Source organism: Croceicoccus sp. BE223, assembly GCF_031457155.1.
Taxonomy (GTDB): Bacteria; Pseudomonadota; Alphaproteobacteria; order Sphingomonadales; family Sphingomonadaceae; genus Croceicoccus.
The window spans coordinates 214,380-228,687 of sequence record NZ_JAVDWB010000004.1; the positions used below are offsets into that span (position 1 = coordinate 214,380).

12 protein-coding genes and 1 tRNA gene are annotated in these 14,308 nt (G+C 66.1%); 8 read left to right on the forward strand and 5 right to left on the reverse strand.

Annotated features, from left to right (window positions below; all coding sequences use genetic code 11):
* Positions 1-543, reverse strand: a complete 543-nt coding sequence (gene infC / locus J2X37_RS10445) for a translation initiation factor IF-3 (protein WP_310021101.1) — start codon at positions 541-543, stop codon at positions 1-3.
* A 169-nt stretch (positions 544-712) separates the two neighbouring features.
* Positions 713-1,411: a ligase-associated DNA damage response endonuclease PdeM gene (gene pdeM / locus J2X37_RS10450; RefSeq protein WP_310020856.1), complete on the reverse strand. Its 699-nt coding sequence runs from the start codon at positions 1,409-1,411 to the stop codon at positions 713-715.
* A gap of 46 nt (positions 1,412-1,457) precedes the next feature.
* Here pdeM and hemF point away from each other — a divergent pair, with 46 nt between their 5' ends.
* From hemF to J2X37_RS10465, 3 genes are all read left to right on the forward strand, one after another.
* A complete protein-coding gene (gene hemF, locus J2X37_RS10455; protein ID WP_310020859.1) occupies positions 1,458-2,315 on the forward strand; it encodes an oxygen-dependent coproporphyrinogen oxidase in 858 nt (285 codons plus the stop codon).
* Positions 2,316-2,481: 166 nt separating this feature from the next.
* The gene (locus J2X37_RS10460; RefSeq protein WP_310020862.1) at positions 2,482-3,783 is read left to right on the forward strand and encodes a VacJ family lipoprotein; all 1,302 of its coding nucleotides are present in this window, start codon (positions 2,482-2,484) and stop codon (positions 3,781-3,783) included.
* A 95-nt stretch (positions 3,784-3,878) separates the two neighbouring features.
* Positions 3,879-5,969, forward strand: coding sequence for a bifunctional (p)ppGpp synthetase/guanosine-3',5'-bis(diphosphate) 3'-pyrophosphohydrolase (locus tag J2X37_RS10465; protein WP_310020865.1), 2,091 nt, complete (start codon positions 3,879-3,881; stop codon positions 5,967-5,969).
* Between the two features lie 57 nt (positions 5,970-6,026).
* Here the strand turns inward: J2X37_RS10465 and J2X37_RS10470 are convergent, their stop codons facing one another.
* On the reverse strand, positions 6,027-7,031 hold the full coding sequence (locus J2X37_RS10470; protein WP_310020868.1) for a peptidylprolyl isomerase: 1,005 nt from the start codon (positions 7,029-7,031) through the stop codon (positions 6,027-6,029).
* 107 nt (positions 7,032-7,138) lie between these two features.
* On the opposite strand from J2X37_RS10470, the gene J2X37_RS10475 reads away from it, so the two are divergent.
* Positions 7,139-7,214 (forward strand) — tRNA-Val (locus tag J2X37_RS10475).
* A gap of 69 nt (positions 7,215-7,283) precedes the next feature.
* Here J2X37_RS10475 and J2X37_RS10480 read toward each other — a convergent pair.
* Positions 7,284-9,398: a PQQ-dependent dehydrogenase, methanol/ethanol family gene (locus tag J2X37_RS10480; RefSeq protein ID WP_310020871.1), complete on the reverse strand. Its 2,115-nt coding sequence runs from the start codon at positions 9,396-9,398 to the stop codon at positions 7,284-7,286.
* A 184-nt stretch (positions 9,399-9,582) separates the two neighbouring features.
* Positions 9,583-10,353 (reverse strand): fumarylacetoacetate hydrolase family protein, encoded by a 771-nt coding sequence (locus J2X37_RS10485; protein WP_310020875.1) that lies wholly within the window; start codon positions 10,351-10,353, stop codon positions 9,583-9,585.
* A gap of 177 nt (positions 10,354-10,530) precedes the next feature.
* Here J2X37_RS10485 and J2X37_RS10490 point away from each other — a divergent pair, with 177 nt between their 5' ends.
* The 4 genes from J2X37_RS10490 to J2X37_RS10505 all read left to right on the forward strand — a co-directional run bounded on the left by J2X37_RS10490 (position 10,531) and on the right by J2X37_RS10505 (position 14,276).
* Positions 10,531-11,547 carry a LacI family DNA-binding transcriptional regulator gene (locus J2X37_RS10490; protein ID WP_404979617.1) on the forward strand — a complete coding sequence of 339 codons (1,017 nt, stop codon included), beginning with the start codon at positions 10,531-10,533 and terminating at the stop codon, positions 11,545-11,547.
* Positions 11,548-11,662: 115 nt separating this feature from the next.
* On the forward strand, positions 11,663-12,499 hold the full coding sequence (kduI, locus tag J2X37_RS10495) for a 5-dehydro-4-deoxy-D-glucuronate isomerase (protein ID WP_310020883.1): 837 nt from the start codon (positions 11,663-11,665) through the stop codon (positions 12,497-12,499).
* 5 nt (positions 12,500-12,504) lie between these two features.
* Positions 12,505-13,260, forward strand: coding sequence for a 2-dehydro-3-deoxy-D-gluconate 5-dehydrogenase KduD (kduD, locus tag J2X37_RS10500; RefSeq protein WP_310020886.1), 756 nt, complete (start codon positions 12,505-12,507; stop codon positions 13,258-13,260).
* The gene (locus J2X37_RS10505) at positions 13,257-14,276 is read left to right on the forward strand and encodes a sugar kinase (protein ID WP_310020888.1); all 1,020 of its coding nucleotides are present in this window, start codon (positions 13,257-13,259) and stop codon (positions 14,274-14,276) included. Before kduD ends, J2X37_RS10505 begins: the two co-directional genes overlap by 4 nt.
* The last annotated feature ends 32 nt before the right edge of the window (positions 14,277-14,308 follow it).

Genomic DNA, 14,308 nt, shown 5'->3' on the forward strand with positions numbered 1-14,308 from the left:
TTACTTCGGCGCCAGCACCATCACCATCTGCCGACCTTCGAGCCGCGGAAAGGCTTCGACCTTGGCGATTTCGTCGACATCGGCACGGACCCGGTTCAGCAACTCGATGCCGAGTTCCTGGTGTGCCATTTCGCGCCCCCGGAAGCGCAGGGTGCACTTCACCTTGTCGCCATGTTCGATGAACTTGATCACGTTGCGCATCTTCACGTCGTAATCGTGATCGTCGATGTTGGGACGCATCTTGATCTCTTTGAGTTCTTGCGTCTTCTGCGTCTTGCGGGCGAGATTCGCCTTTTTCTGCGCTTCGTAGCGGAACTTGCCGACATCGAGGAACTTGCAGACCGGCGGGTCCGCGTTGGGAGACACCTCGACGAGGTCGAGGCCTACTTCGGCCGCGCGCTCGATCGCCTCGCGCGTGTACAACACCCCAAGATTCTCGCCCTCGTCATCGATGACGCGAACCTTATCTGCCTGAATGAATTCGTTGAAGCGCGGTCCGCTCTTGACCGGCGGTTGAAGTGAGCGGCGGGGTGGACGTGATATGGGGCCTTCTCCTCGTGGTTCGTTGCACAATGTGGTGAGGGGACCGCAAAACGGCAAGGTGCCCGAGTTCGTCGAGCGAGTCTCCCCCACGCGCGCGGCCTTAAAGCGAAACGCGCCGCGATTAAAGGGTCTACGCGCGTCTTCGGTGCCGGTTCCGCGTCCGGTGATGCTAGGCTGCCGCACTCCAGAGCGGGAATCGCAGCAACCGGCCCGCGGCAGGGACAATGGCATCGGCCTGAAGCGCGGGGCGCAAGGCGGCGCGAATCGCCGGGTCGGCGGCATCCATCCCGGCGGTCAGCGCGCCGAACGCGGGCAGGATCATCTTCGCGCCCGCTGCCACGGCGCAGGGACGAACGATGCGCCGCCCCCTGATCGAGACCTGCAGCCGCGGGTGGAAATGGCCCGACAGTTCGGGCCGCGTTTCGCCCGGCACGGTGCGATGCCGCAGCAACATGCCGCCGACGTCCAGCTCCTCGACCTGCGTTCCGCCGGGCGCGCGCCGCAGCCCGTCCTTCTCGTCGTGGTTGCCCGTCACCCAGACCCAGTCGACCGCTCGGGTCAGCGCATCGAGCATGCCCCTGGCATGGGGCTCAAGCCGTTCGGGACCCTCGCCGTCGTGGAAATTGTCGCCCAGCGTGAAGACCCGCCGCGCACCGGTCGCCCGGATCGCTCCGGCGACCCGTTCGAGCGTCTCGCGGCTGTCGTAGGGCGGCAGCGGCTGTCCGGCCTTCGCATACCAGCTCGCCTTTTCGAGGTGCAGGTCGGCGACGAGCAGCGTCCGCTCGCGAGGCCAGTAGAGCGCCCGGCCGTCGACGATGTGCCAATCCTCGCCGGCAAAGGAGAAGGGTGCGAACGAAACGGGAACCATACGCAGGCTATTGCCGCAGGGCGCAGGCTTTGGCAAGCGCATCCCTATGACCGAGTGGAAAGAACAGACCGCCGCCGCCAAGGCCTGGTTCGAAGCCCTTCGTACGCGCATCTGCGACGAGTTCGAAGCGATCGAGCGAGAGGCCGGCAGCGACGCCAGGTTCGAGTTCACCGAATGGGACCGCGAGGAAGAGGGCAACGACAATCCCGGCGGCGGCGTGCGCGGCGTGATGAAGGGCAAGGTCTTCGAAAAGGTCGGCGTCAACGTTTCGACCGTGCACGGCAGCTTCGCGCCGCAGTTCGCCGCCACCATCAACGGGGCCAGCGAAGACGCGCCCCAGTTCACCGCCACCGGCATCAGCCTCGTCGCGCACATGGCCAATCCGCACGTTCCCGCGGTGCACATGAACACCCGCTTCCTGACGACGCAGGCGGCCTGGTTCGGTGGCGGTGCCGATCTCAATCCGCCGATCCCCTACGAGGAGGATACGGCCGATTTCCACGCCGCCTTTCGCGCCGCCTGCGCGCGCCACAACCCGACCTATTACGACCGCTTTGCCAAGTGGGCGGACGAATACTTCTTCATCCCCCATCGCGGCGTCGCGCGCGGTGTCGGGGGTATTTTCTACGATCACATGGAATGCGAGGACCTTGCCGGGTTCGAGCGCAATTTCGCCCTGACCCGCGACGTTGGCGAAGCGTTTCTCGACGTCTACCCGCGGCTGGTGCGTCGGCGCATGGACATGGCGTGGAACGAGGCGGACAAGCGCCAACAGCTCGAATGGCGGGGCCGCTATGCCGAATTCAACCTCGTCTACGACCGGGGAACGCTGTTCGGCCTGAAGACGGGGGGCAATGTCGAGGCGATCCTGATGAGCCTTCCGCCCGAGGCGAGCTGGAGCTGAGGCGAAGCCTTCGCCAGCCGGCCAGTTCTGCGGGGCCGGCGGGGGCGGGCTGAACGACTGCGCCGGTCCGCGCACTGGCCGGGCCGGGCGCAATGCCATATGACGTTGCAAATTCACGATTCCCCGGCCACGCTTTCGCGCGCGCTGGGCAAGGGAAGTACTTTCGATGATCGTTTCGGTTCTGGCGCTTTCCGTTTCACTGGCCGCACCGGGCGAGGCCTGCGCGATCGAACTGGAATGCGTTGCCGCTCCGGCCCTGATTTCGGCACCCGACTTCGAAACGGATGACGCGCGCGTCCTCGAAATCGGCGCGCTCGGCGACCTGACGGTCGATGCCGCCGCGCTTTGGCAGGACGGCACCGATCCCGCGCAGCCCGTGCCCGCCGGCGATGCTGCGCCGGGTGCGGTTGCCACCCTGCCGCAGGAAGGCGAAGCCGGCGAGGATACCGGCAACGAAATCGTGGTCGAAGGCGAAGTCGGCGCGCCGGTCGGCGACCCGGCGGAAAAGCTCAACGCCGCGACATACAAGGCGGTCGAAGCGGTGGACATCGCCCTCGTCGAGCCGATCGCGAAGATCTACGACAAAGGCATCCCCAAGCCGATCCGCCGCGGCCTCGGCAATTTCCTGCGCAACCTTGGCGAGCCGATCAATTTCCTGAACTTCATGCTCCAGCTGAAGCCGGGCAAGGCGGTCAAGACGCTGGGCCGGTTTGCGATCAACACCACGATCGGTCTCGTCGGCGTGTTCGACGTCGCCAAGAAGAAGCCCTTCAACTTGCGCTACGAATACAACGGTCTTGCCAATACGCTGGGCTATTACGGCGTGGGGCCGGGGCCGTACCTCTATCTGCCGTTCATGGGTTCGACGACGGTGCGCGACCTGATCGGACGTATCGTCGACCTGTCGATCATTCCCTTCGTCGCCGGCAAGCCGTTCAACAGCCCCTATTACGCGATCCCGGTCGGCGCCTTGACGTCGCTGGAATCGCGGATCGAGACCGATGCGCAGATCGACGCGATCCGCGAACGCTGCGGCGATGGCTATGCGGCGAACCGCGACCTCTACCTCATCCAGCGCAAGATCGAGATCAATCGCCTGCGCGGCCGCACCAGCGACAACCTCGGCGAGATCCAGGAACGGCTGGAGTTCAACTGCGACATCGAGATCGATCCGACATACCGGCCCAAGAAGGGCGAGGGCTTCGTGAAGGGGGCAACCACCCTGCTCGAAGAATCGGCCGGGTCGACTACCGAGAGCCCCGCAACCGAGAACCCTGCAACCGGGAACCCTGCAACCGAAGGCATGACGCCCGAGGCCGATGTGCCGGTGGCGCCGTCATACGCTCCCGGTTCGGCGATCGGGCAGGGCGGTTCGGTCGCAGACGAGCCGCCGGTCGCACCCGCCAACGACAATCTGTCTTCCGACCCTGTCGCTGCGCCGCAACCGGGTGAAGCGGCGGCGCAATAATCGCCCGGCTCTCGCGGGAAAAGGCGCGGCAATCGCGAGATAGTCGCCTTTTTGCCATTGCATCGCAGCATCGGATGCGCACATCGTAGCCCGGCATGCTGCGTCAGTACGAACTAGTCGAACGGGTCAAGGCCTACGATCCCGATGCGGACGAGGGCATGTTGAACCGTGCCTACGTCTATACCGTGCAGAAGCATGGCACGCAGAAGCGGGCCAGCGGCGACCCGTACTTCAGCCACCCGGTCGAAGTCGCCGGCCTGATGACCGACCTGAAGCTGGACCAGGAAACGATCATCACCGCTCTGCTCCACGACACGGTCGAAGATACGCTCGCCACGATCGAGGACGTCGAGAAGAACTTCGGGCCCGATGTGGCCCGGCTTGTCGACGGCGTCACCAAGCTGTCCAAGATCGAGCAGATGCCGGAAAACGAACGGGCGGCGGAAAACCTGCGCAAGCTCTTCCTGGCGATGAGCGAGGACTTGCGTGTCCTTCTCGTCAAGCTGGCCGACCGGCTGCACAACATGCGCACGCTCCACTTCATCGCAAACGAGGAGAAGCGCCGCCGCATCGCGCGCGAGACGATGGACATCTACGCCCCGCTGGCCGAGCGGGTCGGCATGTACGAATACATGCGCGAGATGCAGTTGCTAGCCTTCGAGCAGCTGGAACCGGCGGCTTATGCCACGATCACCGGGCGGCTGGCGCAGATCCGCAGCGTCGAAGGCGGGCAGGTCGACGAGATCGCCCTTCGCATCAAGCAGGCGCTGGCCGAAAGCGGGGTGACGGTGGAAGTGTCGGGGCGCGAGAAGCACCCCTTCTCGATCTGGAAGAAGATGGCCGAACGGCACGTCAGCTTCGAACAGATCACCGACATCATGGCGTTTCGCGTCATCACCGACACGCCGGAGGACTGCTATCGCGCGCTGGGCGTCCTGCACCGCACCTGGTCGATGATTCCTGGCAAGTTCAAGGACTATATCTCGACACCCAAGTCGAACGGCTATCGCTCGCTCCACACTTCGCTCGTCTACGAAAACTCGATGCGCGTCGAAGTGCAGATACGCACCCGCGAAATGCACCGCACCAACGAATTCGGGCTTGCCGCGCACTGGTCGTACAAGCAGGGCGGCACGACGCCTGACGGGCAGGTCGGCTGGCTGCGCGACCTGATCGAGATCCTCGACACTGCCGCCGATGCCGAGGAACTGCTCGAACAGACCAAGCTCGCGATCTACCAGGATCGCATCTTCGCCTTCACACCCAAGGGCGCGCTGTACCAGCTGCCCAAGGGCTCGACGCCGGTCGACTTCGCCTTTTCGGTGCACACCAACCTCGGCGCCAGCGCGGTCGGGTGCAAGATCAATGGGCGGCACATGCCGCTGCGCACGCCGCTCGCCAACGGCGACATCGTCGAGATCATCAAGGGCCCCGACAGCGAGCCGCAGCTATCCTGGCTGTCCTTCGTCGTCACGGCGAAGGCGCGGGCCGCCATCCGCCGTTCGGTTCGTCAGAAGGAGCGTGACGAAACCGCCCGCATCGGCCAGGAGCTCTTCGATTCGATTGTCCAGCGCATGCCCGGCAAGGTCGGCAAGAAGGCGCTCGCCGGCGCGCTCAAACGGCTGGACCTCGAGGACGAGACCGCGCTGATGCTGGCCATCGGCAATGCCAAGCTGTCGGAAAAGGACGTGATGGAGGCGCTGGTGCCCGGCAGCGCGGGTGAACTGCCCGACGACAGCTTCTGGCACGCACCGGCGCGCTCGGTGCGGCTGCGCGGACTGCCCAAGGGGGCCGAATTCAAGCTTTCGCGCTGCTGTCACCCGGTGCCGGGCGATCGCATCGTCGGCGTAAAGGATGGGCGCAAGGTTGGCGTTCACACCATCGATTGCCTCACCCTGGCGGAAGAGGACGACAAGCGCTGGATCGATCTGTCGTGGGACCCGCGCAGCGACGGGGCGACCGGCAACCTTCGTGTCATGCTCTACAACAGGCTCGGTACCCTGTCGGAAATGACCGGTGTCTTCGCGGCAAACCACGCCAACATCACCCAGCTCGGCCTGGTATCGCGCGATGACCTGTTCGGCACCTACGAAGTGGGTATCGAGGTGCGCGACCTCGCTCACCTGACGCGCATCATCAGCGCCTTGCGCGCCAGCGACGCGGTGGCCCAAGCCGACCGGGTGTAGCGGCCTGACCGGGTGTAGCGGCCCGACCGGGTGTAGCGAAGCCCGCGACCGGTTCGCTCAATCCCTGACCGGCTGCACCGGCACGGGAAGGTTGCAGACGTCGGCGCCGCCAGCGGGGACGGAATAGAAGGTATCCTTGCGATTCGCCTTGGCCTCCACCCAGCGGGCGAACGTGTCGCCATCGGTGTCCAACACGCGAAAGCGCGGTCTTTCCGCTTCGGGCAGTTCGCTGGCGAGGCGGACCGAAGCGATGGGCGTCCGCTCCGCCGCCGTGGCGTTGACCCCCGCTTCAGCGGTTCCGCGCGGCAGGATCGAGAGGTGCTCGATGCCCGCCACGATCCTGCCGACGACTGCGATGTTGCGATCGAGTTGTCGCGGGGCATGGCCGATCACGGTGTAGAGTTCCGCCCCGTTTCCGGCATCCGGCGTCAATCCGCGGGCTACGCCGACAGAGGCGTAGCAGTGAACCGGCCAGATCCTACCCGGTGCGCTGAGCCCGTTGCGCGTCTCCAGATCGCTCGCGACCGGAAGGCCGTTCACATAGCCGAACGCGGCGGCATAGGGATCGGCGAAGCGCGAGCCGGGCGCGGTCTTTACCTTGGCCGGCATTTCGGCTGCTCGACGGCCATCAACGGACCACAGCGTCGCGACAAGGCCCGTGCGCCACGGCAGCGCATAGCCCTCGGGCGCAGTGGCGCGCATCGCGGCGGGCAGGGCCTTGGGTTCGGCGACATCGCCTTCGCCCCATTGCACGACCCAGTTGTCGACCGACCGGTAGACCGTCATCCCGTCCCACCAATGCGCCTTGGCGAGGGCGCGGACGTTTGCGGTCCAGGCCGATGACCATGGCTCAGGAAAGAGCTGGATCGCCACTTCGCGCGGCTGGCCGGCGGCATCGGGCGCCAGCGTCATGATGACGAGATCGTCGGAGGCAATTTCGCGCCATGCGCTGGCCGGCGCCGCCTCCACGATCTCGGCCGGCGTCTGGGCAATGGCGATGTTGGAGGCCATGGCGCTGGCGAGGGCAAGCGCGAGCGCTGCGGAAAAAGCGTTGGTTTTCATGGGCCAGGTTTCGCGCAAGCCGATGCCGCTGACAAGCACGGCCTTGCCCGCGAAGATGAAAACTGCGCCTTCCCCAAGCCGGCCCTTTGCGCTAAGCGCGCAGCCGCGGGCGGTTAGCTCAGTTGGTAGAGCATCTCGTTTACACCGAGAGGGTCGGGGGTTCGAGCCCCTCACCGCCCACCAGACGCGCGGTGCGAGCCGGGCGCATGCCGTTTCGGCGCGTTTCCTGTGCAGCCGGCGAGCGGCGACCCCTTACCTTTTCGCGGCTCCTTCGGCCCGCCAGGCCGCTGCCTTGGCGCGCAGGTATTGGCGCAGGCCGGCCAGTTCCTCCTCGCCGAATTCATGGAACCGCGGCATTCCGTTCGGAACCAGCACGCCATCGCGCACGACGCTGGCAAAGGCCGCGGCGTCCAGCGGCAGGCCGGAATTGCGCAGATCGGGCGCATGACCGGACGCGATCGCGTCGACCCCGTGGCAGACGGCGCAGTGGAGGGCGTAAGTGAGGTAACCCTTGTCCTCCAGAGCCTTGTTCGCCGCGTAATCCGGGTCTGCCATAGGGGTCAGGGGTTCGCTTGCGCTGACAGGCAGTGTCGCCTTGCCGCCGATTGCGAAGGTCAGGACCCGCCGCGCCTGGCTGCGATAGTCGATCGACACCGGGAGCAAAGCGCCGAAAGCCGCGCCGCTGGTGCCCATGCCGGTGAGCACGGTCACATACTGCCTGCCACCCGCCGAATAGCTGATCGGCGGCGCGGTCACGGGCGCCTGCGCGGCAAAGCTCCAGACCTTCTTGCCGGTGTCGGCGGCGTAGGCATCGAAGGTGCCGTCGATCCGCCCCTGGAACACCAGGCTGCCCGCTGTCGTCAAAACGCCGCCGTTCCAGATGCCCGGCGTCGGCACGCTCCACACCTTCTTCTGGGCAACCGGGTCCCAGGCGATCAGCGAACTCGTGCCGTTCGGCGGGCCGGCGTCCTTCACCACGAAGTCCGGATTGGCCCCGCCGTCGACCGCCGCGCCCGGCCGGCGCTTCCAGTTGGCGCGCTCGATGCCGACATCGTTGTAGCTCGTCGCCATCTCGATGGCCGGAATGTAGACGAGGCGCGTCTTCGGGTTGAACGCCATCGGCAGCCAGGTGTGCGCGCCGACCGGACCGGGCCACATCGTGAAGGTCTTGCCGTCGTTATAGCGTGCGTCCGGATTTTCGACCGGCCGACCTGTCTCGAGATCGATCCTCGATGCCCAGCTGACCTTCACGAAGGGTTCGGCGCTGATCAGCTTTCCGGTGACCCGGTCGATCACGTAGAAGAAGCCGTTCTTCGGTGCGGTCATCAGCACCTGCCGCTTCTTGCCGCCGATCTCGATGTCGGCGAGCTGGATGTCCATCGAAGCGTTGTAGTCCCAGCTTTCGCCGGGATTGGTCTGGTAGTGCCACTTGTAGGTGCCGGTGTCCGCATCGAGGGCAACGATTGACGAAAGAAAGAGATTGTCGCCCTGGCCCTGGCTGCGGATCTTGTGGTTCCACGGCGCACCGTTGCCCACGCCCAATATGATGGAATTGGTCGACCGGTCGTAAGTCATGGCGTTCCAGACGGTGCCGCCGCCGCCGTATTTCCACCATTCCCCGGCCCAGGTCTTTGCCGCCATCGCCATGGCCTCGTTCTCGAAGCCATCGGCGGGGTTGCCGGGGACGGTGTAGAATTTCCAGAGTTCCTTGCCGGTCTGGGCGTCGAGCGTCGTGACGGAGCCGCGGATATCGTCGACGTCGCCGCCGCCGAAGCCGATGATGACCTTTCCATCGAAATAGCGCGGAGGTCCGGAGATGAACGAGGCGTCGTCCTTGGGCAGGGTCTGCGCCGTCCAGGCGACGGTGCCGTCCCTCGCATCGAGCGCGATCATCCGCCCGTCGTGGGTCGGGACGAAAATCCTGTCTTCGCCATAGGCTATGCCGCGCATGCCCCAGCCTTGGCGCAGCTTGTCGCCTGCCGCTTCCGGCACCTCGGGATCGTATTCCCAGAGGAGCTTGCCCGTCGGCGCGTCGATCGCGCGCACGATCGAATAGCCGGTGACGACGTAAAGAACGCCGTCGACCGCAAGCGGCGCGGACACGCTGTTGCCGAGCGGCAGGTCCATCGACCAAGCGAGGCCCATCTGGTCGATGTTGTCGGCGGTGATTTCGGCCAGCGGGCTGTAATGCGTTTCGTCGCTGTCGCCGCCAAAGCCGGGCCAGTCGCCCGGCGCAGCGGCACTCGCCACCTCCGCTTCACCCGTTTCGTTCGTGCAGGCGGCGATGCCGAGACCCGCGGCGAGCGCGAGGGCGGCGAGGGCCGGTGCGATCCGGTTGGGTCTGGCGATGACTTGGGTGACCTTCACGAAGCTCTCTCTACCTGTCCTGTCGGCCCGCGACCGGGCATTTGTGCAGGCTGGCGATTATGCGCCTAGGCCCGGTGGGGACAGGTCGCACGATCGGGAGCAGCCAGACACTCTGACAAGGAAGAGGCTATCGGGAGTGGAGGATCGCCGCGCCCCTCGTGCTGACGCCGCGCAGGACCGTCGGTCAGCGGACTAGCGTGCGGACCGAGCCGATGCCGGCGAACGTGCCCTCCGCCACCTGGCCGGAGGCGATCTCGTGCACTCCGGTGATGGCGCCTGTCGAAATCAGTAGACCCGCTGGGGTCTCGATCCCGCGCGAGCGCAAGTTGGCGAGGAGGAAGCGCACCGCACCGAGCGGCCCATCCAGCATGGTCGCGGTCGTGGCCCGGCCGACCTCGCTACCGTCGATCGTCAGCGCCACCTCGACATCGTTCAGGCTTGCCCAGAGGTCGCGCGGGACAGAAGCGCCCAGCACCAGCCCGCCATTGTTGCCGCGATCGGAAACCGTGACGCAGGGCCCGTCCGCGTTGATGCCGGGATAGGGCGAGGAGGCGATCTCGATCCCGAGGACAATGTCGTCGATGATCGCCAGCGTCGCCTCGTCATCCTCCGGCGCTGCCGCGACCGCATCTGCGGACAAGCGCACGACGAACTCGGCCTCGGCCGCGGCGAATCCGCCGGGGCAGATCGGCATCGCGACCGGGACGCCGCCAGCCTCGACGGTGCGGACAGTGCCCTCCAAGACCGGCCCGGCCAGCCGGTCTGAGCCCAGTATCGCGGTGTGAGGCGGGTTGATCCGGCCGACTTTCCAGCCGACGACGGGACTGCCGGCAATTTCGAGCCCGCAATCCTGGATGAGGTAGGCCGCGTCGAGATCCTGGGGCCGTTCCCCCGGATATTCGGCCACGATCGTTCCGGCCAGGCGCGCGTCCCGGAACGCCGTTGCGATCTGCATGGCAGCAGCCCTGTCCATCAATCCCCACCCTAGCCCGATTAGTCTTTGGAAACCGGTGTCATAAATGGTATTGCGTGAAAGGCAAGGTGGATTTTGCATGGCAAGAAGCGTTGCCACGGCTGCATTATGCGGTAGGACGGGGATCGAGCGGGGCTACCGGATATCATGGCGAATTTATTGAAGAGCGACAGTCAGCCGACGATCAACGACGTCGCGCGGCTGTCGGGCGTGTCGAAGAAGACGGTCAGCCGGATCATCAACCGATCTCCGCTTGTGAAGAAGGACACGCGGGAAAAGGTCGAAAAGGTCATCGCCGAACTCGGCTACGTTCCCAATCCCCAGGCGCGCGCGCTTGCCTTGCGTCGCAATTTCCTCATCGGCCTGCTGCACGACAACCCGAACGCGCAGATGGTGCTCAATTTCCAGCAGGGCGTGCTCGAGGTGCTGAAGGACACGGAGTTCGCCCTCGTCGTCCGCCCGGTCGACAGAAAGTCGCCGCGCCTCCTGGCCGACGTACGCCATTTTCTCGAACAGCAGCGACCGTTCGGCATGCTCATCCTGCCGCCTCTGTCGGAAAACGACGCGCTGGCCGAGCTGTGCGTCGAACTGGGCTGCGAATATGTGCGGATGGGATCGGCCGACCTCGACGACGCGGCACACCTGGTCGAATCGAACGACCGCCAGGCCGTGGGCGAGGCGGTCGACCTGCTCGTTGCCGAAGGTCACCGCGACATCGGCTTCATCGCGGGCCCCGACGGCTTCCGCTCCGCCTTCGAGAGGCGCGAAGGGTTTTGCGAGGCGATGGCGCGGCATGGCCTCGAAATCGGGGAGGACCGGATGGAGGAGGGGATGTACACCTTCGAATCCGGCCTTGCCGCGGGCGGCAACCTGCTCGACCGCCAGCCGCGGCCGACAGCGATCTTCGCCAGCAACGACGAAATGGCCGCCGGTGCGCTTCACGCCGCGCGCCGCCGCGATCTCGTCGTGCCCGACGACCTTTCGATCATCGGGTTCGACGATACCGCCATCGCCGCGCATATCTGGCCGCCGATGACCACCGTGCGCTGGCCGATCAACGCGATGGCGCGCGCCGCCGCGACCAAGCTGGTCGAACCGGACAAGGCGAGCGAGGTGAACTGGAAATTCCTGTCGGAGATCGTTCCCCGCTCCTCGGTCGCGCCGCCGCGCCGCTGACGCGCCGGCACGCAGGCCGAAACGGGGGTTGAAACGCGCGGGCGTCTTGGCCTATGAGCGACTTTGACACCGGTTACCAAAACTGGCCATCGACAGGATCGGGAGAGCTTCCGCCATGTTCAGCAAGACATTCCACGCCACGCATCCCGACATGATGGACAGCGTCACCAACGACGCGTTGCGCGACCGCTACCTGGTTTCGGGCATGTTCGTGGAGGGCGAGGTCAACCTCAACTATTCGCACAACGAACGCTTCGTGATCGGCGGCGCGGTTCCCGGCGCTGCCGGCATCCGTCTTCCGGAGCAGAGCGAACCGGCCAGCGCCAAGGGGCATCCCTTCCTCGAACGGCGCGAGATGGCTGCCGTGAACATCGGCAGCGAAGGCGCGATCGTCGTCGACGGCGAACGTTTCGCGATGAAGAACAAGGAATGCCTCTACATCCCGATGGGATCGCGCGAGGTGACCTTCGAAGGGCAGGGCGCCCGGTTCTATCTCGCCTCGCTGCCCGCTCACAAGGTCTGCCCGATCCGCCACGTCACGCTCGACCAGGCCAATCCGCTCGAGCGCGGCGATCTCGCCAATTCCAATCACCGCACGATCTACCAGCTGGTCATCCCCGGCGTGTGCGAAAGCGCGCAACTGCTGCTGGGCCTGACCGTGCTGGAGGAAGGCAGCGTCTGGAACACGATGCCGCCGCATCTTCACGACCGGCGCAGCGAGATCTACCTCTACTTCGATCTTCCCGAAGCGCAGGACCGGGTCATGCACTACATGGGCGAGCCCGACGGCATGCGGCACCTCGTCGTCGCCAACGAAGAGGCGGTGATCAGCCCGCCCTGGTCGATCCACATGGGATCGGGAACCAAGAAGTATGCGTTCATCTGGGCGATGGGCGGGGAAAACCTCGACTATACCGACATGAACGTTCTCGACATCTGCCAGCTGAAGTAAGCGCCATGGCCATATCCTTCGATCTTTCGGGCAAGGTGGCCTTGGTCACCGGCGCCAACACCGGGATCGGGCAGGCGATCGCCGTGGCCCTGGCCGAAGCCGGAGCGGACGTCGCCCTTGCGGGTCGTTCGCGGCCAGGCGAGACCCTGGCCGCCATCGCCGCGACGGGTCGGCGGGGCATCGATATCCCGGTCGACCTTTCCTCGATCGCGCCGGTCGCGCGCGTCGTCGACGAATGCGTCGACGCGCTGGGAGGGGTCGATATCCTCGTCAACAATGCCGGGATCATCCGCCGCGCCGACCTTGCCGACTTCAGCGAGGAAGACTGGGACGCGGTGATCGACACCAACCTGAAGGCGCTTTTCTTCCTCAGCCAGGCGGCGTCTCGCTCCATGGTCGCCAAAGGGGCGGGCAAGATCATCAACATCGCCTCGCTGCTCAGCTTTCAGGGCGGCATCCGCGTGCCGAGCTACGCCGCGGCGAAATCGGGCGTGGCCGGGGTGACGAAGGCGATGGCCAACGAGCTGGCGGCCAGCGGCGTGCAGGTCAACGCGATCGCGCCGGGCTATATCGCCACCAACAACACCGCCGCGCTGCAGGGCGACGAGATCCGCAACCGCCAGATCGTGGAGCGCATTCCCGCCGGACGCTGGGGTCGGCCGGAGGATATCGCCGGTGCAGCGGTCTTCCTCGCTTCGCCGGCATCCGATTACGTCACCGGACACGTCCTGGCCGTCGACGGTGGCTGGCTCGCCCGATGAGCGAGGAGCCCGGCCCGATCGTCTGCTTCGGCGAGGTTCTGCTCCGCCTTGCGGCGGCTCCGGGCGTGCCGCTTGCATCGGCCAATAGCCTCGATCTCGTGGTCGGCGGGGCGGAAGCGAACGTCGCTGCGGCACTGGCCGGGCTGGGTCTTCCCGCCCGGATCCTGACCTGCCTGCCCGATAATCCGCTGGGCCGCCGTGCGGTTTCGGCGATCCGCTCGACAGGCGTTGACACCCGGCATGCGGTGAGCGTGCCGGGCCGGATCGGTCTCTATTTCTACGAGCCGCCCGCCGGTCCCAATCCCGGCCGGGTCACCTACGACCGGGACGGCAGCGCCTTCGGGCTGGCATCGCCCGCCGTGCTGCCCATCGCCGATGCCCTGGCAGGCGCGCGACTGCTCCACATGTCGGGGATCACCCCGGCGCTGGGGCCGGGCGGCACGGCGCTGGCCCGCGCCGTGGTTGGTGCGGCGCGCGAAGCCGGAGTGCCGGTTTCGTTCGACGGCAACTACCGTGCGAACCTCTGGTCGGCGTGGGACAGCGATCCGCGTGCCATCCTCGCCGAGCTGGTGGGCGGGGCGCAGGTCATGTTCGGCAACCACCGCGACATCTCGCTCCTGCTGGGCCGAACCTTTTCCGGCGATGGTCCCGACCGGCGGCGCGAGGCGGCCGAAGCGGCCTTCGAGGCATTTCCAGACCTTTTGCTGATCGCGTCAACCGCGCGCCGGGTCGAATCGGGTGGCATCCATCACATCGCCGCCCGCGTCGACATGCGCGACGATCACTGGCAGACGGCGGAGGTCAAGGTCGAGAACATCGTCGACCGGATCGGCACCGGCGACGCCTTTGCCGCGGGCGTGCTCCATGCTTATCTGTCGGGAGAAGGCGTGCGCGAAGCGGCGCGCAGCGGACTCGCGCTGGCTGCGATGAAGCATGGCGTGGCCGGCGACCAGATCGTCGTCACGGCGGGCGAACTTGCCGCCTTCAATCACGACGCCGGCGACATCCGGCGCTAGACCGGGACCGTGAGGACGGCGCCGTCACGGCG

Bases quoted from the DNA above. Each gene is read 5' to 3' on its own strand.
- pdeM (WP_310020856.1), bottom strand. From the start codon at position 1,411: ATGGTTCCCGTTTCGTTCGCACCCTTCTCCTTTGCCGGCGAGGATTGG.
- hemF (WP_310020859.1), top strand. From the start codon at position 1,458: ATGACCGAGTGGAAAGAACAGACCGCCGCCGCCAAGGCCTGGTTCGAA.
- J2X37_RS10505 (WP_310020888.1), top strand. From the start codon at position 13,257: ATGAGCGAGGAGCCCGGCCCGATCGTCTGCTTCGGCGAGGTTCTGCTC.
- J2X37_RS10470 (WP_310020868.1), bottom strand. From the start codon at position 7,031: ATGAAAACCAACGCTTTTTCCGCAGCGCTCGCGCTTGCCCTCGCCAGC.
- kduD (WP_310020886.1), top strand. From the start codon at position 12,505: ATGGCCATATCCTTCGATCTTTCGGGCAAGGTGGCCTTGGTCACCGGC.
- kduI (WP_310020883.1), top strand. From the start codon at position 11,663: ATGTTCAGCAAGACATTCCACGCCACGCATCCCGACATGATGGACAGC.
- J2X37_RS10460 (WP_310020862.1), top strand. From the start codon at position 2,482: ATGATCGTTTCGGTTCTGGCGCTTTCCGTTTCACTGGCCGCACCGGGC.
- J2X37_RS10485 (WP_310020875.1), bottom strand. From the start codon at position 10,353: ATGCAGATCGCAACGGCGTTCCGGGACGCGCGCCTGGCCGGAACGATC.
- J2X37_RS10465 (WP_310020865.1), top strand. From the start codon at position 3,879: ATGCTGCGTCAGTACGAACTAGTCGAACGGGTCAAGGCCTACGATCCC.